This window comes from Polaribacter sp. Hel1_85, from assembly GCF_000766795.1.
Classification (GTDB): Bacteria; Bacteroidota; Bacteroidia; order Flavobacteriales; family Flavobacteriaceae; genus Polaribacter.
Window position 1 is genome coordinate 1,189,708 of sequence record NZ_JPDS01000002.1, and the last position, 23,215, is coordinate 1,212,922.

21 protein-coding genes are annotated in these 23,215 nt (G+C 28.3%); 8 read left to right on the forward strand and 13 right to left on the reverse strand.

The genetic code is table 11. The annotated features are described in order from the left end of the window. The first annotated feature begins 35 nt into the window (after positions 1-35). From PHEL85_RS12390 to PHEL85_RS12410, 5 genes are all read left to right on the forward strand, one after another. On the forward strand, positions 36-1,007 hold the full coding sequence (locus PHEL85_RS12390) for an IS110 family transposase (protein WP_036820483.1): 972 nt from the start codon (positions 36-38) through the stop codon (positions 1,005-1,007). Between the two features lie 272 nt (positions 1,008-1,279). Continuing rightward, complete coding sequence (locus PHEL85_RS17395; RefSeq protein ID WP_052108559.1) at positions 1,280-2,392, forward strand: TlpA family protein disulfide reductase; 1,113 nt, start codon at positions 1,280-1,282, stop codon at positions 2,390-2,392. 15 nt (positions 2,393-2,407) lie between these two features. Further along, positions 2,408-2,881, forward strand: coding sequence for a hypothetical protein (locus PHEL85_RS12400; protein ID WP_036825411.1), 474 nt, complete (start codon positions 2,408-2,410; stop codon positions 2,879-2,881). 57 nt (positions 2,882-2,938) lie between these two features. Beyond that, positions 2,939-3,745: a DNA/RNA non-specific endonuclease gene (locus PHEL85_RS12405; protein WP_036825412.1), complete on the forward strand. Its 807-nt coding sequence runs from the start codon at positions 2,939-2,941 to the stop codon at positions 3,743-3,745. A gap of 68 nt (positions 3,746-3,813) precedes the next feature. Continuing rightward, on the forward strand, positions 3,814-4,656 hold the full coding sequence (locus tag PHEL85_RS12410; protein ID WP_235318274.1) for a DMT family transporter: 843 nt from the start codon (positions 3,814-3,816) through the stop codon (positions 4,654-4,656). A gap of 3 nt (positions 4,657-4,659) precedes the next feature. Here PHEL85_RS12410 and PHEL85_RS12415 read toward each other — a convergent pair whose 3' ends face one another. The 11 genes from PHEL85_RS12415 to PHEL85_RS17660 form a co-directional block, all read right to left on the reverse strand. Continuing rightward, positions 4,660-6,195: a YifB family Mg chelatase-like AAA ATPase gene (locus tag PHEL85_RS12415; RefSeq protein WP_036825414.1), complete on the reverse strand. Its 1,536-nt coding sequence runs from the start codon at positions 6,193-6,195 to the stop codon at positions 4,660-4,662. A gap of 30 nt (positions 6,196-6,225) precedes the next feature. Next, the gene (locus PHEL85_RS12420; RefSeq protein ID WP_036825415.1) at positions 6,226-6,612 is read right to left on the reverse strand and encodes a hypothetical protein; all 387 of its coding nucleotides are present in this window, start codon (positions 6,610-6,612) and stop codon (positions 6,226-6,228) included. 51 nt (positions 6,613-6,663) lie between these two features. Then, positions 6,664-9,243: a phosphoenolpyruvate carboxylase gene (locus tag PHEL85_RS12425; protein WP_036825418.1), complete on the reverse strand. Its 2,580-nt coding sequence runs from the start codon at positions 9,241-9,243 to the stop codon at positions 6,664-6,666. Positions 9,244-9,464: 221 nt separating this feature from the next. After that, a complete protein-coding gene (locus PHEL85_RS12430) occupies positions 9,465-10,841 on the reverse strand; it encodes a TlpA family protein disulfide reductase (RefSeq protein WP_036825420.1) in 1,377 nt (458 codons plus the stop codon). Between the two features lie 49 nt (positions 10,842-10,890). Further along, positions 10,891-12,207, reverse strand: coding sequence for a tRNA lysidine(34) synthetase TilS (gene tilS, locus PHEL85_RS12435; RefSeq protein WP_036825422.1), 1,317 nt, complete (start codon positions 12,205-12,207; stop codon positions 10,891-10,893). Between the two features lie 55 nt (positions 12,208-12,262). Continuing rightward, entirely contained in the window at positions 12,263-13,084 is an 822-nt protein-coding gene (locus tag PHEL85_RS12440; protein ID WP_036825424.1) for an alpha/beta hydrolase, read from the reverse strand. A gap of 9 nt (positions 13,085-13,093) precedes the next feature. Then, positions 13,094-13,552, reverse strand: a complete 459-nt coding sequence (locus tag PHEL85_RS12445) for a type II secretion system protein GspG (protein WP_036825426.1) — start codon at positions 13,550-13,552, stop codon at positions 13,094-13,096. Further along, positions 13,553-13,786 (reverse strand): hypothetical protein, encoded by a 234-nt coding sequence (locus tag PHEL85_RS12450; RefSeq protein ID WP_036825429.1) that lies wholly within the window; start codon positions 13,784-13,786, stop codon positions 13,553-13,555. 4 nt (positions 13,787-13,790) lie between these two features. Further along, positions 13,791-14,390 (reverse strand): hypothetical protein, encoded by a 600-nt coding sequence (locus PHEL85_RS12455; protein ID WP_036825431.1) that lies wholly within the window; start codon positions 14,388-14,390, stop codon positions 13,791-13,793. Between the two features lie 25 nt (positions 14,391-14,415). Then, complete coding sequence (locus PHEL85_RS12460; protein ID WP_036825434.1) at positions 14,416-15,717, reverse strand: anthranilate synthase component I family protein; 1,302 nt, start codon at positions 15,715-15,717, stop codon at positions 14,416-14,418. Between the two features lie 46 nt (positions 15,718-15,763). Next, positions 15,764-16,984, reverse strand: a complete 1,221-nt coding sequence (locus PHEL85_RS17660) for an acyloxyacyl hydrolase (RefSeq protein ID WP_081965135.1) — start codon at positions 16,982-16,984, stop codon at positions 15,764-15,766. Positions 16,985-17,066: 82 nt separating this feature from the next. On the opposite strand from PHEL85_RS17660, the gene PHEL85_RS12475 reads away from it, so the two are divergent. After that, positions 17,067-17,678 carry a DUF4230 domain-containing protein gene (locus PHEL85_RS12475; RefSeq protein ID WP_036825437.1) on the forward strand — a complete coding sequence of 204 codons (612 nt, stop codon included), beginning with the start codon at positions 17,067-17,069 and terminating at the stop codon, positions 17,676-17,678. A 42-nt stretch (positions 17,679-17,720) separates the two neighbouring features. On the opposite strand, the gene lpdA is transcribed toward PHEL85_RS12475, so the two are convergent. Continuing rightward, complete coding sequence (gene lpdA / locus PHEL85_RS12480; RefSeq protein ID WP_036825440.1) at positions 17,721-19,121, reverse strand: dihydrolipoyl dehydrogenase; 1,401 nt, start codon at positions 19,119-19,121, stop codon at positions 17,721-17,723. 136 nt (positions 19,122-19,257) lie between these two features. Here lpdA and PHEL85_RS12485 point away from each other — a divergent pair, with 136 nt between their 5' ends. Together PHEL85_RS12485 and PHEL85_RS12490 are read left to right on the forward strand one after the other, a co-directional pair. Then, on the forward strand, positions 19,258-19,731 hold the full coding sequence (locus PHEL85_RS12485; RefSeq protein WP_036825442.1) for a heme-binding domain-containing protein: 474 nt from the start codon (positions 19,258-19,260) through the stop codon (positions 19,729-19,731). Next, positions 19,732-20,970: a glycosyltransferase gene (locus tag PHEL85_RS12490; RefSeq protein ID WP_036825445.1), complete on the forward strand. Its 1,239-nt coding sequence runs from the start codon at positions 19,732-19,734 to the stop codon at positions 20,968-20,970. A 55-nt stretch (positions 20,971-21,025) separates the two neighbouring features. On the opposite strand, the gene PHEL85_RS12495 is transcribed toward PHEL85_RS12490, so the two are convergent. Beyond that, positions 21,026-23,041: a M3 family metallopeptidase gene (locus PHEL85_RS12495; protein WP_036825449.1), complete on the reverse strand. Its 2,016-nt coding sequence runs from the start codon at positions 23,039-23,041 to the stop codon at positions 21,026-21,028. Positions 23,042-23,215: the final 174 nt, after the last annotated feature.

A 23,215-nucleotide genomic window follows, 5' to 3' on the forward strand; every position in this document is an offset into this window, starting at 1 on the left:
GTAAATGTAGTAATTTTTCTATAAAAACATTTGATATGAGTAAAATTATAGGAATTGATATTAGTAAGCAAACCTTTGATGTTTCTTATTTAGAAAAAGATAAATGGATACACAAAATTTTTAAAAATCAAAATAGAGGATTTGAGCAATTTACTAAATTGATTGGTACATCAGACTGGATTGTAATGGAGGCTAGTGGTCCTTATTATGTTCAGTTAGCAACTTTTTTACATGCATCTAATTTTAATGTATGTGTATTAAATCCATTGATAATTAGAAGATATAGTCAAACAAGATTATATAGAGCAAAAACGGATAAAAAAGACGCAAAGACAATTGCCGAATATGGTGCTCAATATGAGTTAAAAAGATGGTGCCCAGAGAGTAAACCTAGTATAGAGATTAAACAACTTTACACAGCTTTAGAATTACTAAAAAAACAAAAACATCAAACAAAAAGACAACTAGAATCCTTTGAAGTAACAGGTTTGTTGAGTCCTGATCTTAGAAAAGAATTAAAACAAGTACTAATATTATTAATAAGACACATAGATAAGTTTGAGAAAAAGATAGAGCAAATAGGGAAATTAGCCTATAAAGACACGGTCGAAAGAATAAAAACAATTCCAGGGATCGGGCTGAAAACGGCTATTATGATGAGTGTTATTACAGACAATTTTACAAAATTTGAAAATTATAAACAACTCACAGCTTTTGTAGGTTTTAGCCCAAGATTATATCAATCAGGAACAAGTGTAAAGGGAAAGGGACATATTTGTAAAATGGGAAAACCACAAATTAGAAAGTTATTATACTTGTGTTCTTGGTCTGCAAAAAGAGTGAATAAAACGTGTATGGAAATGTATAAGAGACTAAAAGAAAAAGGAAAACCCGATAGAGTTATTAAAATCGCAATAGCAAATAAGTTAATAAAACAGATTTTTGCTATCGCAAAAAACAAAAAATATTACAATGAAAACCATCAAAGTTTATATTGCATAAATTAAAAAAAAAATAACTAAAAATAATAGTTTTTTAACACAGATCATTGCGAGGAAGAATGACGAAGCAATCTCTTTTTTATAAATTCAATTTCTTTTTGGGCGTTTTAACAGGCTTTCACTACTCGCTTTTTTGTTGAAAAAACAAAAAGAGCTCAAACAAACCGTTCAATCCTTAACGCGAGCAACTAACTTCTTAGAAATACATTTAGTAAAGTCCTTTTCTTTTATAACTCCTCTTTTGCAAATATTTTTTATATTACATTAAAATTTGTTTTATGAAAAGAATATTATTGAAAAATAGTTTATTTTTTTTACTATTTATTACTTGTAATGTCTTCTCTCAATGGAGATATCCCAATGCAGAAAATATAAAAAAAGATGTTATCATTACATATGAAGTCGTTTATGAAAAGACACTTACAGAAAAACAGAAGAAATCACCAAATTATAATAAGAAAATAGTTGTTGTTTTTAATAAAGATAAACTTATAGAAAAAAGATTTACGAATATTCAAAACTTAGAATACTTTTATGTTTTTGATTATAATAAAGAAATTTCTTTTAATTGTAGAAGTTATGGAAATGATAAAGTTGCTATAAAATCAAAATTTAGAAAAGGTTCAAGAACAGCTGTTTTATTAGATGGAGAAACAGAAAATATTCTTGGATTTCCTTGTCAGGTATATGAATCCATCATAAAAGGAGAAGTCAAAAAAACGTATACAACAAAAAGTTTTGGGTTAAAATATACCAAGGAATTTAATACAGAAGGTTTTCTTTTAAAATATTCTGGTATAAGTAAATATTTTGGACGTTATACTGTTACTGCCAAAAACATATCCTATGATAAAGCACCAAAATCGATCTATAGTATAGAAGGGTTTACAATAAGAACAAAAGACGAGCAAAAAGAATACCTTGCTAAACGAGACGAAAAACGAAATAAATATAGGGAGTTAGCAAAAAACAAAGTTGGAGAAAAATCTCCTAAATTTTCATTTAGAACTATCGATGGAAGGAAAATTAAAAGTAAAGACCTTTTAGGTAAAGTAGTAGTTCTAAATTTTTGGTTTACTACTTGTCCACCTTGTAAAAAAGAAATCCCTGATTTGAATAGATTAAAAAAAGAATTTGAAGGAAAAGATGTTGAGTTTTTAGCGATTGCTTTAGATGAAGAATATAAAATAGCTTCTTTTTTAAAGAAAACACCTTTTACTTATGGGATAGTTGATAGTGGGGATTGGCTTAAATCAAAATTTGATGTAACAGCATATCCATCAAACATAATTATAGACAAAAAAGGAGTTATTCAGTTTTATAAAATTGGTTATAAATCAGATATAGCAAAATCTATGTCTTATCAAATAAATAAATATTTAAAACACTAATAGTATAAATTCTAAATGAAAACAGTAAATATTTCAACCTTAGAAAACAGGTTAAAAACTTTAGAAAGTTATATTCCACATAGCAAAAGTATAGAAATAACTATTTCTAAAGCAGATGTTGCTTGGCATTTAGACCATAGTTTAAAAGTGATAAATGCTGTTGCAAAAAGTATGGAAACTTCAGACCCAACATTATTTAGAAATAACTTTACACTTATTGGAAAAATATGTTTTAAGCTAGGTTTTTTTCCAAAAGGAAAAGCAAAAGCACCAAAATATGTACAACCACCAGAAGTTATTTTAGATTCAGCTATTGTTTCGCAATTAGCAGAAGCAAGGCAACATATAAAAGGAATTAATAGTTTAGAAGAAAACGCTTATTTTAGACATCCTTTATTCGGACATATAAACAAGAAGAGAGTTATTCGATTTTTAGATACACATACAAACCATCATTTAAAGATTGTAAAGAGTATTTTAAAAAAGTAGCATCTACTTTCTTACTTCTATATCTTTGCAGCAATTAAGAATTAAAAAAAATCTATTTTGAAGAGAAAACAACTACTTTCCTTAATTGCTATAATCATATTAATTTCAGTTTATGGTTACGAACACTTTTTAAATTCTAAAGAAGAAGGTGTTTTAATAGAAAATGGTAAAACACCAAAAGCAACAACAAATCAGTATTTTTTGCCAACAAGTACAACCAATCAAATTGTACATCATCAAAATTATTCATTATCATATAGCGAAAAACACGAACAGGCAGAATGGGTTGCTTACGAGTTAAAATCGTCACATTTAAGTAAAACAAATCATAAAAGACCTTATTTTCAAATTGATAAAACTGTAAAAACAAAAGCTGCGCATTGGCGTAACTATAAAAAATCGGGTTATGATAAAGGACATTTGTGTCCTGCAGGAGATAGAAAATTTTCTAAATCTGCTCACGATGAAACTTTTTTAACGAGTAATATTAGTCCGCAAGAACATCAATTTAATGCAGGCGTTTGGAATCGTTTAGAGCAAAAAGTACGATATTGGGCACAAAAAAACGATGGTATTTTTGTAATTACAGGAGGTGTTTTAGAAAACAATTTAAAATCGATTGGTAGCGAATCTGTTTCTGTTCCAGAACAATTTTATAAAGTAATTTTAGACAATACAAACGGCAGAATTAAAATGTTGGCTTTTTTAATGCCTCATGAAGATTCTAATTTACCCTTATATAAATTTGTAGTTTCTGTAGACCAAATAGAAGCGCTAACTGGTATTGATTTCTTTAAAGACTTAGAAGATTCTTTAGAAAATAAATTAGAAAGTTCTAGCAGTTATAAAAATTGGAGTTTTTAGAATAGTTACAATCAAATTGGTTAACCAATTTTAAAATAACTATTTTTGACAAAAATAAATAAGCAATCATGAAAAGTTCTACTGCAATATTTTATATGATTATTAGCGTTATAGCATTTTCTTTAATGAATGCTGTTGTGAAATATTTGGGTAACTTTCATGCGTATCAAATTGTTTTTTTTAGATCTATCGGTACTTTATTGTTTACAGTTCCTTTAATTTTAAAAGCAAAAATTCCAATTTTAGGAAACAATAAAAAGTGGTTATTTTTAAGAGGATTTTTTGGAGTTATCTCCTTGACTTGCTTTTTTATGTCGTTAAATTATTTAGCTGTTGGTACAGCTGTTTCCTTAAGATATACTTCACCTATTTTTGCAGCAATTTTTGCATTATTTTTCTTAAAAGAAAAAATAAAATCGATTCAATGGGTATTGTTTTTAATTGCTTTTATTGGAGTTCTAATTATTAAAGGTTTTGGTGCAGATGTAAACACTATTGGATTGTTATTAGTAATACTTTCAGCTATTTTTTTAGGATTAATATTTGTAATTATTCGTAAAATCGGAGATTCTGAAAACCCATTAGTTATTATTAATTATTTTATGGTAATGGCTTTTGTTTTTGGAGGTATCATGTCTATTAATTATTGGAAAACGCCTAATTTAACAGAATGGTTGCTTTTATTAAGTTTAGGTTTTTCTGGGTACATAGGACAATTATATATGACCAAAGCATTACAATCTCATGAAACAAATGTAATTGCACCTCTAAAGTATCTAGAAGTAGTTTTTATGATTATTATTGGTGCTTTTTGGTTTGATGAAATTTACAATCCTTGGACACTTTTAGGTATTTTTTTAATTATGTTTGGGTTGCTTTATAATATCTATTTGAAGCAAAAGAAAAGCTAGGTTTTACCCCAGCCAACCATCTCTATCTAAACTTCTATATTGTATTGCTTCTGCAATATGGTCTGGAGAAATATCTTTAGAATTTGCTAAATCTGCGATTGTTCTAGATACTTTTAATATTCTATCATACGCTCTTGCAGAAAGATTTAGTTTTTCCATAGCAGTTTTTAAAAGTGATAAACTTTCTGGTGATAATTTACAGAATTTACGAATCTGTTTTACACTCATTTGAGCGTTATAATGTATGTTTTCAAAATCTATAAAACGTTCAGATTGTATTTCTCTAGAAGCAGTTACACGTTTTCTTATTTCTACGGAAGATTCTCCTTTTCTTTCTTCAGATAATTTAGCAAATGGAACAGGAGTTACTTCTATATGAATATCAATTCGGTCTAATAACGGTCCGGAAATTTTACTCAAATAACGTTGCATTTCTTGCGGAGAAGAAGTCATCGGACTATTAGGATCATTAAAAAAACCAGATGGACTTGGATTCATACTTGCTACCAACATAAAACTACTTGGATAGGTAACTGTAAATTTTGCTCTAGAAATTGTAACTTCTCTATCTTCTAACGGTTGACGCATTACTTCTAAAACCTCTCTCTTAAATTCTGGTAATTCATCTAAAAATAGAACACCATTATGAGAAAGCGAAATTTCTCCAGGTCTTGGATATTGACCACCACCAACAAGTGCAACATTCGAAATTGTGTGATGTGGGCTTCTAAAAGGACGCGCATATAATAATCCTTCGTTTTTTGTATTACCAACCACAGAATGAATTTTTGTGGTTTCTAAAGCTTCATGTAAAGTCATTGGAGGTAATATTGAAGGTAATCTTTTTGCCAACATTGTTTTTCCAGATCCTGGAGGTCCAATTAAAATAATATTATGACCACCTGCTGCTGCAATTTCCATGCAACGTTTTATAGATTCTTGTCCTTTTACATCAGAAAAATCAAACTCTGGGAAATCAATATTTTTATAAAACTCAGCTCTTGTATCTACAATCGTAGGTTCAATTTTTTGATCACCATTGAAATGGTTTATTACTTCTAAAATATTTTCGACTCCTAAAACTTCTAATTCATCTACAATGGCAGCTTCTTTAGCGTTTTCTTTTGGAAGAATTAAATATTTAAATCCTTCTTCTCTGGCTTTTATAGCAATAGGTAAAGCGCCTCTTATAGGTTGTAAACTTCCGTCTAAAGAAAGTTCACCCATAATAATATACTCATTAATATTCTCTGATTTTATTTGATTGGATGCAGCAAGAATTCCCATTGCTAAAGTTAAATCATAAGAAGCACCTTCTTTTCTAATATCGGCAGGTGCCATATTAATAATTATTTTCTTTCCAGGAAGTTTGTAGTTATTGTTGTTTAAAGCAGCAGAAATTCTATAAGAACTCTCACGAACTGCATTATCTGGCAAACCTACCAAATGATACCCAATTCCTTTATCAATATTTACTTCTACAACAATAGTGGTGGCTTCAATACCAAAAACGGCTGAACCATAGACTTTAACAAGCATTTTTTTTCTTTTGTCTAAAGATAAAGAAAATTAATTAAGGTTTGGTTGCTTAAAATTACAAGGATCCCATCTTGTTAAGTCATATTTCTGCATAAAACCTTTAAGTAGGTTTTCATCTCTATAACTTTTATAATCATCATAGATAAATTTAGTAGATTTTATACTTAAATTATTTGCAGAAATTACAAACTGATTATTATCTATATCTTCAAAAGAAACAGTTGTAAATTTATAATACTTTTTTAAATTTAAATATTGTTTTATGGAAGCGTATGAAGAAGTTTTGTTAGTGTTATTAATATAAGAAGTTGTGTAAATACTAACAGGTAAAACAGTATTGTTGGTAGCTTTTTGTTCTTGAGAAAAACAAAAACTACCAACAAATAAAGTTAAAAGTAAAAAAGCGTATTTTTTCATAGAACGATATTTACTTCATAAATATACCGTAATTATTTGAAAAATAAAAGGTTAAGCAGAATTTCTACTCGCATTAATATTACCAAATAAAGAACGCATTACCATTTTTTCATAAATTTCTATATCTTTCTTGTTTCCATTAGATTTTTGAAGTTCTTGAATTTTCTTTAAAGCAAATTGCTGTATCGTTAATAAAGGCAATACAATTTGTTCTCTAACTTCAATAGATGCTTTCCCAACAGGGAAATTTTGCATCAATTCAGAATGACCAGTTAATTTTAAAAGTAATCTTTTTGTTGTTTCGTATTCAGCAAAAATCAATTTCCAAAACTCTCCAAACTCTTCATCATCTGCCATGTAAGATGTTAAACCAAAGAAAGATTTTGTTAAACTCATCATACTATTTTCTAACAATGTTCTAAAGAAATCTGAAGCATTGTAAAATTCAATAATTTCATCAAATCTACCAGCGTCTTCATACTTTTTTAATGCAGTTCCCACGCCATAGAAACCTGGAACGTTTTGTTTTAACTGACTCCAACTTCCTACAAAAGGAATTGCTCTAAGTGCAGAAAAATCTAACGTATCAGAATTAGAACGCTTACTTGGTCTACTTCCAATATTGGTTTTAGCATAATATTTTAACGTACTCATTTTTTCTAAATACGATAAAAATTGAGGATGATTTTTGAAGTCTACATATGTTTGATAACTTGTAGAAGCCATATCATTTATTAATTCTCTATGAGAATCATTTAACTGATCTTTAGTAAAAACATCATTTTTAATACCAGAACTTAAAAGTTGTTCTAAGTTATATTGAGATGAATTTTTAGTACCAAAATTAGAACTAATAGTTTGTCCTTGAATAGTTAATTGAATTTCTTTATCTTCAATTGTTGGGCCTAAAGAAGCATAAAATTGATGCGATTTTCCTCCTCCACGAGCAGGTGGTCCTCCACGTCCGTCAAAGAAAATTACTTCAATATCAAATTCTCTAGAGATTCTTGTTAAAGCTTCTTTAGCTTTAAAAATTCCCCAGTTTGCCATTAAATAACCACCATCTTTAGTTCCATCAGAAAAACCAAGCATAATAGTTTGTTTATTTTTTCTTTTAGAAACATGATGTCTATAAACGTTATTAGAGTATAGAGTTCTCATTACTTCTTCTGCGTTCTCTAAATCTTCTACTGTTTCAAAAAGCGGAATTACATCTACAGGTAATTCATTTTCAAAACCACATAGGTTTAACATCGCAAAAGTTTGCATTACATGTAAAGCACTTTGGTTATTACTAATTATATAACGATTTGCTCCACGCTCTCCATTTCTTTGTTGAATTTCTTTTAAAGCATAAATAGATTCTATAGTTTTAACAGAAGTTTCATCTGTTAAAATACTTGGATCAATGCTTCCTTTTACAACAGATAAAACGTCAACTTGTTCCTCATCAGAAAGGCTTAAATAATTTTTAGGGAAAGTTGTGTCTCCTGTTTTAAGTAAGTCTTCTACAATTTGTGTAAATGCTTTATGATGTACTCTACTATCTTGTCTTATATCTAAAGTTGCAAAGTGAAAACCAAAAATTCTAACTTTATTTATAACGTCATTTAATTCTTCAACAAATAAACCTTGATGTTTATTTACAATAATCTCTCTTGCAGCATACAATTCTTCTAATAGAATTTTTTGAGAAAAATTAACTTTAGAATAACTTCTAACAACATGTTTGTATAATCTTTTTTCTACTCGAACTAAAATGTCTTGAACACCATCAAAAGTAAAACGTCTTTTTAAACGTCTAATATCTCTGTAATAGCTTCTTAAAATTGTTTGACGTAGTCTTTCTGCAACATCTAAAGTAATTTTAGTAGTTACAAAAGGATTTCCATCTCTATCTCCACCAGGCCAAAAACCAAGATCAATAATTTCGTTATCTATAGGTTCACCATCGTAAATATTATGTTGAACATAATTATAAATTTTAGGTACAGAATGATAAAATACATGCTCTAAATACCAGATTAAACTTACAGCTTCATCAAAAGGAGATGGCTTTTCTTTTTTATAAAAAGGAGTTTTTCCTAGTTGAGCTAATAATTTTCTGATTAATAGTAAATCATCATTTTGTATCGCTTTATCTAAATCTGTAATAATACCCAAAACTGATCCTGGATAAAATTGTGTTGGATGCGCAGTTAATACAATACGAACTTTAAAGTCTTCTAAATGCGCTTTTAATTCGTCTTTTTTATGGTTAAGAAAAGCATCTTCTTTAGAATTTCTTAACGTACCAATACCATCCATGTTATTTACAATAGGAAAAGCAGCATCTTCTACAGCATCAAACAAAACTACTTGACGTTCTATAAATTGTATAAAACGAAAAAGTAAATCTGCTTTTTCTTTTTCAGTAGGATTTTCTTGGTATTTTTCAAAAAAGTGATCTACAATTTCTGTAGGATTTTTTTCTAATTCAAAACCTTTTTTACAAACTTTATGTAAAAGAGGTAATAAAACCCCTGTATCATCTATTGTATCAAAAGGGAGCGTTGTGAAAATACTATTATAAATTTGATATTTAGAAAGTACATTTTCATTAAATCTGTCCAGCTTAGGTAAATTGTTCATTTCATTTTGATTTTACGGGATTAAAATTACAAAAAACGAAAATGATTGAACCTACTTTTTATTGAATAATCAAGTGTTTATTTACGAAAACGATATAAATTACATCCTTTTTTAGTGAAATGTTTATTTTCTGTTGTACTTCGTTGATTTTGTTTTTATTTAAACTAAAAAACCTTCAATTTTTATGTTGAAGGTTTTTTGAATGTTTAAAAAATAGTGAGTTATAATTTTAAAGATTGTAAAGTTTCAACTAATTTTTTATCGGAAGGTCTTGGAGCATTTGCATTGATAATTTTTCCTTGAGGGTCAATTAAAATAAAACGCGGAATTCCTTTTATCATATAATCTTGAATGAATTTAGATTCCCAATTATTATCTGCAAATAATTGCATACCTCCTAATTCTTTATCAACAATCATTTTTTTCCATTTGTCATGATCTTTTATTTGATCAATAGAAATACTAACAAATTCAATATTTTTATTATGAAACTCTTTTTCTACTTTCTTTAAAGACGGTATTTCTGCAATACAAGGCCCACACCAAGTTGCCCAAACATCTATATATACATATTTTCCTTTTAAATCATTTAAAGATTTAGTTCCACCAGCATTGTTTTCATAATCTGTAAATTTTGGAGAAAAGCTTCCTTTTGCTAGAGATTTTAATCTCTTATAATCTGCTTCTATTTTTTTATTGTTCTTTTCATCACTAGAGAATTCAGAGTAAATTTTATAAAAATCTTCTAGATTTTTAGTATAAGTAATTCCATATTTAGCATTATCAAATAAGAGTTTATTTCTAATGATATCACTTTTTATATTTGATACTGTTTTTAAGACAGCAATATCATTGGCAATTGAATCTTTTTCTGCTAATTTTTGTGCTGTACTGTTTGTTTTATGACCAACTAAGTTTCTATAACCTTGTGAAAAAATAAAATCTTTTTCATTTTCTATATCTAAATCCTTCAATTCATCTAAAAAGTTATCCGAAACCTTAAAGCTTCTATCTTTAAGATAATATCCATGATATGATTGATAGCGACTTAAAGCAGATAAATACTCATAATTAATACTTTTTGTGCCACTATTTTTAAAATCTTCTGGAAGTCCATTTGTATTAGTTAATAACTTTTCTTGAGCATTTTTTATTTTTAATAAGTGTTCTTTAAAATCTGCTTCATTTTTTAAGTACATTTCTTTTTCATCTCCTCTTAGAGATTCAGTCATTTTTTCTTTGTCAAAAATATAGTTGTTAACGATTTTTTGACTTCCACTTATTATAATCGTAGAATCTTTTTTAGAAGCATTGTATTCAATTATAAAATCACTTCCTTTTGGAGCGAAAAATTCAGTCAAATTTCTATCTTCACGAAACAAATAGAAATCTGTAGCCATTTTTAAAGTATCTTTAAAACTACCATCTTCTTTTAAAGTAATTTCAACTTTATTATCTCTATTGAATTGACTGTAAATAATTATTTTATCAGAATTTGCATTTGTAATTTTTCCAGAAACAATTGCGTAATCTACTTTCTTTTCGGGTGTACAAGAAACAATTGTTGCGATTGCTATTAAAAGCCAAAAATTTTTCATAAAAAGGTTTTTTTTAATTGAAGTATTAAAGATACAAAACCTTTTTTTCTTAAAGGGTAAAGGAAATTTTTAAAACCTCTTTAGAAGATTCTTTTACGAGAAAATTATTGTCTTGTCTATAGTTAACAACCCAAATAATAGCATCATTATTATTACAAAGTAACCATGTGTTTTGTTTTTCTAAAAGAGAGAATTTTTCGTCTTTAAAATATTTGCTTAGTTTCTTTTTTCCTTTCATTCCTGAAGGGTAAAAAAAATCGCCATTTTGCCATTTTCTAAGCTTTAAAGGGAAAACTAGTTGTTGTTTGTCAACATAAATTGTTTGTTTATTTTCTGTTGATTTTTCTATTACATTTTCAAACTTTAGATGAACTGGTTTTGTAATTTCTGATGTGTTTTTTTGTATCTGATATGTCATTTCGAGCGCAGTCGAGAAATCTATTTTAGAAAGCAACAAAAAGTTTCTATCTTTTAATAAAACATGTGTTTTAGAGAAAACTTGTTTTCCAGATTGAGCAGAAAGTAAGTTAGAAACATCATTCCATTCAGTAAAATTATACGCTTTTAAAAGTTGATATAAATATGCTTTAGGATTTGATAATTTTTCAAGTTTTTCGATATTTATTTTGACGAAATTCTGTTCTTTTTCAAGAATTTCTGATGAAACTTCCTGAATGGTATCGTCTATAATTCGCTGACTTTCTTTTAAATGATTAGTTGTCTCTGAGAAAGTTTCTAATAAGCTAGGATTGATTTCCTTAAGAATAGGAACAACATTATGTCTAATTTTATTTCGAATATATTTTGTTGAGGCATTACTTTTATCTTCTCTCCAATCAATATTATTTTCTCTAGCAAAAGCAATAATTTCTTCGCGAGAAAATTTTAAAAGCGGACGTACAATATTTCCATTAATAACAGGAATTCCGGTTAATCCTTCTAGACCTGTTCCTCTTGTTAAATTAATTAAAAAAGTTTCTAAATTATCATCTGCATGATGTGCAGTTAAAATGCAATCAAAAGAGTTTTGTTTTACTAATTTTTGAAACCAATTATAACGTAATTCTCTTGCTGCGATTTGTGTAGATTGTTTATTTTTCTTTGCAAATTGCTCAGTATTAAAATGTGTAATATAAGTTTTAAGTTGTAATTTATTTCCAAGATTGGTTACAAATTGTTCATCTAAATCGCTCTCTTTTTCTCGTAAATTAAAGTTGCAATGTGCTAATGAAATATCAAAATTTAATGTTGATAAAAGGTGCGTTAAAACCACAGAATCTACTCCTCCAGAAATGGCAATTAATAGTTTTTTATCCTTTAAAAAAGGAAGATTATTTTTGATGTGATTTGTAAGTTTTTGCAACATATTTATATCAAAAATAAGGATTTATATTTGTTTGTCATTCCTGTAAAAAATGAATCTATAATTGAGAATTTAACCAATCAACAATATCTTGTAACATTTCATCCTTGCAAAGGTCGTTTTGCAATTCGTGATAACCGCCTTTATATAATTTTAATGTTGCTTTATCAGATTTGTTTGCAAATTCTTGCGTTCCTTTATGGTCAATAATTTTATCACCTGTACCATGTAAAAGATACATTGGTGTTTTTAAATTTGTTGCATTGTCAATAGCCCATTTTCCACTGTCTATAAAAGTTAAAGAGAAATTAGGACTAATTTTATGGTGCACTAATGGATCATTTATATATTTTTTAACTTCAGTTTTATCACGAGACATGTCATTTGCATCCAATTCATTTCCCATGGTAATTGAAGGCGCAATTTTCTGTAACAATTTTCCTAATGCTAGTTTTATTGCTGGTGGCTGAAAAGCGAGTTTTAAAAACGGACTTGTAGCAATGGTTCCTTTTAAATTATGATTTTTTGTCAATGTATAATTAATCACAGCATTTCCCCCCATAGAATGTCCATACAAGAAAATTGGTTTGTTTGGAAAAAGTTCTTTAGCCTTTTCAATAGTTTTTGTAATGCTTTCTAAAACTGCCTCAAAACTTGGATTATGACCACGTTTTCCAGAAGTTTTTCCATGTCCAAAATGATCAAAAGCCACTAAAGAAATATTATTTTCATTTAGTTTTTTAGCAACATGATTGTAGCGACTAGAATGTTCTCCCATTCCATGTACCAAAACCACAACTGCTTTTGTGTTTTCTGCTTCCCAAGTCTGACCATAGAAATTGGTTTTATAAATATTGAAAGTGAACTCTGTGTGTGTCATAATCTGTAGTTAGTTTGTTACTTTTAAATCATCTGCAGTGTTTAGTTTCTGATCACTACCTAGTGAAATGATCGTGTAATTTAAGGAATCTTTTGATAAGAGATATACAAACTCGTTTTTCCAATAATCTAAAGTTATATTCTTTCTTAAAGGATTATTTCTAATGATCGTTTTTAATTCTGAAGGATATTTGCCAAATTTGTTCTTTTCTTCTTCTAAAAGCTTAGAAATTTTTATTATTCTTTCTTCAGTATCATTTTCGTTTTTCCCAATAGAAGTTAGGAAAATAAATAGAAAACAAACAGGAATAAAAATTAGAAAAAGAATAAAAAATTGTTTTGTATAAGGAGCCCAAACAATACTTTTTGGAAGGTTGTTTTCCTTCTCATATTTTCTTTGTTTTCCATGTTTTATCCAATATTTAATTTCAAGAACTATTTCTAAAATGGATGAAATTAAATCTGACATTTACTGTTTTTTTAACCAAACACGAATCTCTTTTCTTAAAGAAACTTCTGGTTTTGGCAACGGAATTGTTTTACCAAATTGTTTACTTCTATTAAATTTAGAAAAGGTAATTTTTAGTTGTTTCCATTCTTTTGGATACAATTCTAAAAATTTATTGAACATATTCTGTTCATTGGGTTTTTCGTCTAAACTCTCTAGAGTTTTTGAGAAAAGTTCTTCTTGGTTTATAATCATTTCGTTACCTATTTAGTTGTTCTATTTCAGATCTAGATTTATTTTTTCTAATCATAGAATACACTCCAATTCCAATTAATAAAGTGAATAAAATTATAACTTTTACAACACCTAATAAACCAATAGAAAAAATTAAAGAAAGTAAACCAGCTCTACCTTCTAGATAATATTCTACTCCATTTTCAATTTGAATTGCATAATATAAAGACCATATAAAAATTACAGTTGTAAAAAATATAGCAAACAACTGAGGTTTTACATATTTAAAAAATGAAGGTGTTTTTTTTGAGTAAGACATGTTAGATATAGCTTCTCTTAGGTAATTAAATATTTCATTTTTTGTTTCTGAGTCTTTAGAAATTAATTCTTCTTCAGAATCTCCACTAAAATATATTTTGATATCTTTTTTACCTTTCTGGTTTTCAATTTTTGAGATATATGAAAACGGAATTGAAAACAATCCTTCAGGAATTTTATTGTTTTCAACTTGTTTAGAAAAATTATTTAGTGCTTCAAACTTTATTTTTCCTTTAAATATTTTACTATCATCAATTAAAACAATATCAATGTTTTTATTGTTTTTAAAAGTCCAAAACTTAATCATTTTCTTTTTTTATAAAGGTAAAACTCTATTTAGAATTCAGCAAAACATATTTCATTGCTTTTGCTTTTAACAAACATTCTTCATATTCTTTTTCTGCAACAGATTTTGCTGTAATTGCGCCACCAACAGAATAAGAAATGTATTTTTTTGCTTCATTATATAAGATACTTCTTATAATTACATTAAAGTCGAAATCATTTTTTGGAGTAAAATAACCAATGGTGCCAGAATACAAACCACGTTTTGTTTCTTCTAAATTTTCAATGATTTTCATTGCAGAAAATTTTGGAGCTCCTGTCATACTTCCCATAGGAAAAGTGCTTTGTAAAATGTCTATTGGATGTGTGTTTTCATCAACACTAGAAACTACTGTAGATATTAATTGATGCACTTGTTTAAAAGAATACACTTTGCACAATTCCTCTACTTTTACACTTCCAATTTTGGCAGTTTTAGATAAATCGTTTCTAACCAAATCTACAATCATTACATTTTCTGCACGTTCTTTTTCATCACGTTGTAAATCTAAAGCAAGTTGCGCGTCATCAAACTCACTTACCAACCTTTTTGCGGTTCCTTTTATAGGTTGAGAAATGATTTTAGTATCTTCTTTTTTAATATATCTTTCTGGTGATGCACACAATGCATATTGATGATCTAATTTTAAGAAAGAGGCAAAAGGAGGTTCTGAAATTTGGTTGAGGTGTTTGTAAACTTCAACAGGGTTTATTGTAGAATTTTCTGCATAAAATTCCTGACAAAAATTAGCTTCATAAATATCGCCTCTATGAATATGTTCTAAAACTTTATTCACTTTAGTGTGATATTCGTCTTTATGAATTCTAAGTTTTATTTTGATGTCTGATGTAGATTGTTGGGTTGTTGGATTGTTGAATTGTTGGATCTCTTCAAAATCGCTTTCAATTTCATCATCTACCATTCTTAAGTAATGAAATTCTACCTTATTTTCTTTAATAAAAACGAGTTTTTTTGGTTGAAAGAAATACAAATCTGGAAAATCTAATCCATCAAAATTTGTTGAAGAAAGTTGTTCAACATCATTCTTAACATCATAAGTTATGTACCCAAAAATGTAATCTTTTGTAATGGTTTGATATTCTTTTAACTTCTCAAAGGCGTTGTAATAATCTGTTTTGATGGATGTAAAATCATCTGCTGCCAATGCGCAATCAAAACTAGAATATGTTTGATGATAGTTGTTAGAATCTAACCAAAGTACAGTTTCAAACTGTTGAGACCAATACAATAAATTGTGCTTGAATTTAACAATGTTTTCTATAGAAAAAGTACGGATTGTTCTTTGCATATTCGCGCCAAAAATACAATTCTTATTGTTTAGAGTTTAAAGAAGTTTAAAATGTTTTTCCCAATGTAAATTGAATTGGAACTGCAACTCCAGAATTGTCTGTAAAATTATTTCCGTTAGAATAATGCATAATTCTAAGTTCTGCATTGTATCTGCGTTTTTTACCGAAGAAAACACCAAAACCCATGATGTCTTGAAAAGTTATTTTTGGTCCAGTATTTAGTAGGTCTATGTTTTTAACAGTTAAGTAAGTTGGGCCTATTAAAGAATAATTTGCGTAGAAATCAAACCCTTTTTTTCTCATTAAATAAAAACGCATAGAAGGAAAAACAGAAAAAGCCAATACTTTTTCATTGGTTGCTTCTGTATTAAAAGCAGTTACACTAACACCCCAATCTAAAGAAAAAATCTTTTCTGTTCTAAATGCTAATTTTTGATAGGTAATAGAAAATGCATTTGCTGTTTTTGATTCTCCAACCCAAAAAATTGGGATTCCAAAACTTTCAAAACCCCCTACTTTTAAGCTCATTCCAAAAAAACGATTCATTCCAAAACCAATTTTACTGGTTCCATAACTCACTTGAATTAAGTTGTGGGGAAAGAAATATCCATTAGTTCCAAATTCTTCAACTTTCTGTTCTGCTAATTTATTAATGTGATATTCAAAACCGAAAGAAATTTGAGAAATTGAAGGTTGATTTTCTTTTTCTGATTCAGGGATAAATGTTCCGTTTAAATTCAAACGAAATTTATAATTCAATTTATAATTGAAACCAAAACCATATAATAAACTACCAAAATGTGCATTTTCATAAATTACTTTATCATTGATAGAAAAACCACTTCTAGTTACATTTGCAACTCCAACCTCTCCATAAACTGATAGTTTTTTATTTAAATTGATGTTTTGTTTTAGAGATAAAGACCAAGCATTTATCCAAACACTTCTTTCATAACCAATGTTATTTACATTGTCGTATTTAAACCAAGCAGCGGGTCTAATGGTACCAAATTGAATTGCTAAATTTGGTTTAATTTTATATCCCAATAACATGCGTCCAGAAAAATAATTTCTGCTGTAAGAATCTGTTTTATAGCCATCAATTAAATTATCATTAGAAAACGGATAGAAAATCCCGCCAAAATTAATACTGTAATAGGACTTTGACAGAAAATTAGAAGGTTGAGCTTTTGAGATTTGTTCTTCTTGACAAATTAAATTTAAACAAATGAAGAAAGTAAAAAATACAGTAGCAATTTTTTTCATGCCATAAAAATAAGAAACTTTGTGTTAAGAAAAAGTAATGGCATAAAGGTTGTGTTTATTTAGACAATAGTATATTTACATTATGGAATTAATTATTTTAGGATTGGTTGTTGGTTTTGGGGTTTCATTCTTGATTTCTCAGAAATTTTCTTTATCAAAGAAAAAAAGTTTAACAGAAAAACAATCGGTTATTTTGTTAGATAAAATTAAAAAAGTGTCAAAATTAATAACTGTTGAAGGAGATTTTTCCGAAATTTATCATCATGAAAATACCAAAGAAAAGTTTTGGGGAAGTATTGTTAGTAAGAAAAAAGCAATTATTTTAATTACGGCAAAAGCACATATTGGGTTCGATTTTAGAAAGATAAAATTACAATCTGATACTAAGAAAAAGCAAATTATTTTATCAGAATTTCCAGCTCCAGAGGTTTTGTCTATTGAGACAGATACTAAGTTTTACGATATGCAAAATGGTTATTTAAACAAGTTTGATACAGAAGATTTAACAGTTTTAAATAAAGAAGCAAAAGAGCATGTACTTAATAAAATTCCCAATAGTAATTTAATTCAATTGGCAAACAAAGAAGCTTTAGAAGCTATTTTGTTAATGGAAAGTTTGGTAGAAACTATTGGTTGGAAACTAGATTATACCGCTTTAGAAACTAGTGAAGAAAATAAAAAAATCTCGAAATAAAATTTATCTCGAGATTTTTTAAATTAAATATTTTGAATGCTTTTAAGCATTTAAAGGTTTTCCATCCCAAGCAGCTTTTGCAGCTTCTTTTACAGCTTCAGAATAGGTTGGATGACCATGACAAATTCTTGCCAAGTCTTCTGCAGATGCTCTAAATTCCATGGCAACAGCAGCTTCCATAATTAAATCTGCAACACGTGCACCAACCATATGAACTCCTAAAACTTCATCCGTATTTTTATCAGCTAAAACTTTTACAAAACCATCAATATCTCCACTTGCTCTAGATCTTCCTAAAGCTCTCATAGAAAATTTTCCAGATTTGTAATCAACTCCAGCATCTTTTAATTCTTGTTCTGTTTTACCAACAGCTGCAACTTCTGGCCAAGTATAAACAATACCAGGAATTAAATTATAATCGATATGAGGTTTTTCGCCAGCTAAATATTCTGCCACAACAACTCCTTCTTCTTCTGCTTTATGCGCTAACATTGCTCCTGCAACAACATCACCAATTGCATAAATATTAGAAATATTAGTTTGTAAATGATCGTTTGTAGAAACCTGTCCACGTTCGTTAACTTCAACTCCCACTTTCTCTAAACCTAAACCTTCTGTATAAGCTTTTCTACCAACAGCAACTAAACAATAGTCTCCTTTAAATTCTACTTCAACTCCTTTTTTATTGGTTGCTTTTACTACAACTTCATCACCATTTCTTTCAACAGAAGTTACACCAGTACTTACGTTAAATTTAATTCCTTGTTTCTTTAAAACTTTTTGTAATTCTTTAGAAACATCAGCATCCATAGTTGGCGTGATTTTTGGAGCATATTCTACAACGGTAACATCTGCACCTAAACGTTTGTAAACAGAACCTAACTCTAAACCAATTACACCACCACCAATTACAATTAAATGTTTTGGTACTTCTTTTAATTTTAAAGCTTCTGTAGATGTAATTACACGCTCTTTATCTAAAGAAATAAAAGGTAAAGTAGATGGTTTAGAACCTGTTGCTATAATGATATTAGTACCTTCAATAACTTCTTCAGCACCATCGTTTTTTGTAATTTTTACATGAGTAGCATCTTCAAAAGAACCTAAACCTTCATAAACATCAATTTTATTTTTGTCCATTAAGTATTTAATTCCTCCTGTTGTAGTTTCTACAACTTTTGCTTTTCTGTCTACCATTTTCCCAAAATCAAAAGTTGGTTTTTCAACAGAAATTCCATGCTCTTCAAAATGATGCACAGCATCGTAATAATGGTGAGAAGAATCTAACAATGCTTTTGATGGAATACAACCAACATTTAAACAAGTTCCTCCTAAAGTTGAGTATTTTTCTATAATTGCTACTTTTTTACCTAATTGTGAAGCTCTAACTGCAGAAATGTATCCTCCAGGACCAGATCCAATTACAATAATATCGTATTTCATGAGTGCGTTTTGTTTTGCGTAATCTTTAACCTTTCGGTTTATTTTATGATAATAGTTGACAAAAATACGGATATTTTCACAGAATATAGTAAGAATTTAGTAGTTTTACCTATTAGAATAATTTAAAACTTTACCAATGAAAATTCTTAAAAAAACATTACTAATACTACTTATTATTTTATTGATTTTGCAATTTTTTGGACCAGATAAAAATGAAGGAGATTTAGCTTCTGTTAATGTTTTTATATCAGAAACGAATCCACCAGAAAATGTACATAAAATTTTAAAAGAAAGTTGTTTTGATTGTCATTCTAATAAAACCAATTATCCTTGGTATAACAAAATTACGCCTGTTAATTATTGGTTAGCAGATCATGTAAAAGATGGAAAAAAACATTTAAATTTTTCTAAATGGAGTGAATATTCTTTAAAGAAGAAAGAACATAAAATGGACGAATTACATGAAGAAGTTGAAAAGAAAAAAATGCCATTAGATTCTTATACTTGGACACATTCTGAAGCCAATTTAACACAAGAACAAATTGATGTTGTGGTTAGTTGGGGTAAAAAAGTGCAAGCAAATTACAAACAACAAATGAATTCTAAATAATTGGGTAAACAACAAGTTTTAATTATTGGTTATGTTTGGGTAGAACCCAATTCTTCTGCTGCAGGAAGTAGAATGATGCAATTAATAGAACAGTTTTTACAACAAAATTGGAAAATTACTTTTGCTTCTCCTGCTCAAAAAAGCGAAAATGCTTTGAGTTTAAATTCTTTAGGAATTGAGGAAGTTTCAATTGAGTTAAACAACACTTCTTTTGATAATTTTATAAAAGATTTGCAACCAACAATTGTACTATTCGATCGTTTTATGATGGAAGAACAATTTGGTTGGCGAGTTGCAGAAAACTGTCCAAATGCAATACGAATTTTAGATACTGAAGATTTACATTTTCTCCGAAAAACGCGTCATTTACAATTAAAAAAAGGAGAAAAATTTACAAATGAAGCGTTATTAAAATCTGATGATGCAAAAAGAGAAATTGCGGCTATTTTAAGGTGCGATATGTCTTTAATTATTTCTACTTATGAAATGGGTTTATTAAAATCTGTTTTTAATATTGATGAAAGTTTACTTTATTATTTGCCTTTTTTATTAAATAAAATTGATGAAACTCAAGTTAAAAATTGGAAAACGTTTGAAGAAAGAGAACACTTTGTTTTTATTGGTAATTTCTTTCATAAACCAAATGTTGATGCAGTTTTAACTTTAAAGACTAAAATTTGGAAGGAAATAAGAAAGAATTTACCAAAAGCAGAAGTTCATATTTATGGTGCGTATGCAAACCAACAAATAAATCAATTACATAATAAAAAAGAGGGTTTTATAATTAATGGTTTTGCAGAAGATGCCAAAGAAGTTGTTAAAAAAGCAAGAGTTGTTTTAGCTCCTTTAAATTTTGGAGCAGGAATAAAAGGAAAACTTACAGAAGCAATGATTTGCGGAACTCCAAGTGTAACAACTTCAATTGGAGCTGAAGGAATGTCTGAAAGTATATTGTGGAATGGTTTTATTGAAGATGATTTTTCTGATTTTGCATTTATGTCTTCAGAGTTATATAAAAACAAATCAATGTGGAAGAATTATCAAGAAATTGGTATTGAAATTATTAACCACATTTATGATAAAGAAAAAAATGGTTCTTTATTTATCAATAGAATAAAAGAAATTCAAGAAAATTTAGAAACACATAGAACTCAGAATTTTTTAGGAAGTTTGTTGCAACATCAAACTTTACAAGCTACAAAATTTATGAGCAAATGGATTGAAGCTAAAAATAAATAGGCAGTTTGCAGTCGCAGTTCTCAGTCAGATACTTACTGAAAACTGCGACTGTTTACTATAATAAACCCGATCTTTTTAATAACGCATCAGAATTTGGTTCTTTTCCTCTAAAGCGTTTGTATAATTTCATTGGTTTTTCTGTTCCACCTTTAGAAAGTACATTGTCTTTAAATTTTGTTGCAACTTCTTTGTTAAAAATGCCTTCTTCTAAAAAGTATTCAAAAGCATCTGCATCTAAAACTTCTGCCCATTTGTATGAATAATATCCAGCTGAATATCCACCTTGAAAGATATGAGAAAAAGCAGTGCTCATACAGTTTTCTGCAACATCAGGATATAATTTAGTTTCTTTAAAAGCTTCTACTTCAAACTCTTTTACAGATTCTATATCAGATGGGTTTTGTCCATGCCATTTCATATCTAACAAACCAAAACTTAATTGTCTTAGTGTTTGCATTCCTTCATGAAAACTTGCAGATTCTTTAATTTTTTCAACATATTTCATTGGAATAACTTCTCCTGTTTCATAATGTTTTGCAAACAATTCTAAAGCTTCTTTTTCGTAACACCAGTTTTCTAAAACCTGACTTGGTAATTCAACAAAATCCCAAGAAACTGAGGTTCCAGACAAGCTATTGTATGTTGTGTTTGCTAACATGCCATGCAATGCATGTCCAAACTCATGAAACAAGGTTGTAACTTCATTAAAAGTCAACAATGAAGGTTTTGTTTCAGTCGGTTTTGTAAAATTACAAACGATTGAAACTTGTGGTCTTTCGTTAATTCCGTTTTTTATTTGTTGAGACTTGTAACTAGTCATCCACGCACCATTTCTTTTTCCTTTTCTTGGATGAAAATCAGCATAAAAAACAGCAACAAAGTTTTCATTTGTGTCTGTAACGTTATAGGTTTTTACATCTTCGTGATATTTGTCGATGTTAAAAACTTCTTCAAATTTTAAGTCGAATAATTTATTTGCAATTTCAAAAACACCATCAATTACGTTTTCTAATTTAAAATAAGGTTTTAAAATTTCTTGGTCTAAATCAAACAATTCTTTCTTCAATTTTTCTGAATAATAAGCGCCATCCCATTTTTGAAGTTGCTCAATTCCGTCTAATTTTTTAGCGTATTTTTCTAAGTTTTTAAATTCTTTTAAAGCAGCAGGTTTTGCTTTTTCTAACAAGTTATTAGAAAATTCAATCACTTTTTCTGGAGTTTCTGCCATTCTTTCTTCTAAAACAAAGTGAGCATGTGTTTTATAACCTAATAAATTTGCTCTTGTATAACGAAGATTTACAATTTCTAAAACAATCTGTTCGTTGTTAAAATCATTGTCTTTAAAAGCTTTTTTACCAGCAGCAATTGCCATTTTTTTACGCAATTCTCTATTGTCTGCATAGGTTAAAAATGGAATATAACTTGGGTAATCTAATGTAAAAATATATCCTTCTTTTACTTTTAATTTAGCAACCTCTTTTGCTGCTTCTATTACACTTTCTGGCAAACCAGCTAAATCTTCTTCATTGGTTAAATGCATTTCAAAAGCATTGGTTTCTGCCAATACATTTTCACCAAATTTTAATGATAATTTAGAAAGTTTTGCATCAATTTCTCTAAGTTTATTTTTATCAACTTTATTTAAATTAGCTCCATTTCTTGCAAAACGTTTGTATTGCTTGTCTAAAAGCATGTCTTGTTCTGGAGTTAAATCTAAATTTTTTCTAACATCATAAACGGCCTTTACTTTTTTAAACAAGGCTTCATTTAAAGTAATATCGTTTGCAAATTCACTTAACCAAGGAGAAACTTCTTGTGCAATTTTCTGAATTCCTTCATTGGTTTCTGCAGAATTTAAATTAAAAAAAATACTGGTAATTCTATTCAGTTTTTCACCTGAAAAATCTAAAGCAACTGTTGTATTTTCAAAAGTTGGTTTTACAGAATTATTTATAATTTCATCAATTTCTGCTTTGGCAATTTCAATACCTTTTTTAATTGCAGGTTTGTAATCATCATTAGAAATTTTAGAAAAAGGAGCTGTATTAAAATCTTGTAAAAGTGGATTCATTTTTTTTTGTGTGTATAGAGTTCAAATATAAATATTCTATCAATTTAATAGGTGAAATCGGTATAAAATCTCTTTTTGTCGATAGAAAATTTCGCTTCAGCGAAATTTAACTCGTTGATTTTCATTTTGATGTTACTTTTGTTTACGCTTTAATTGTAAAGTTTAAAAGAAAAA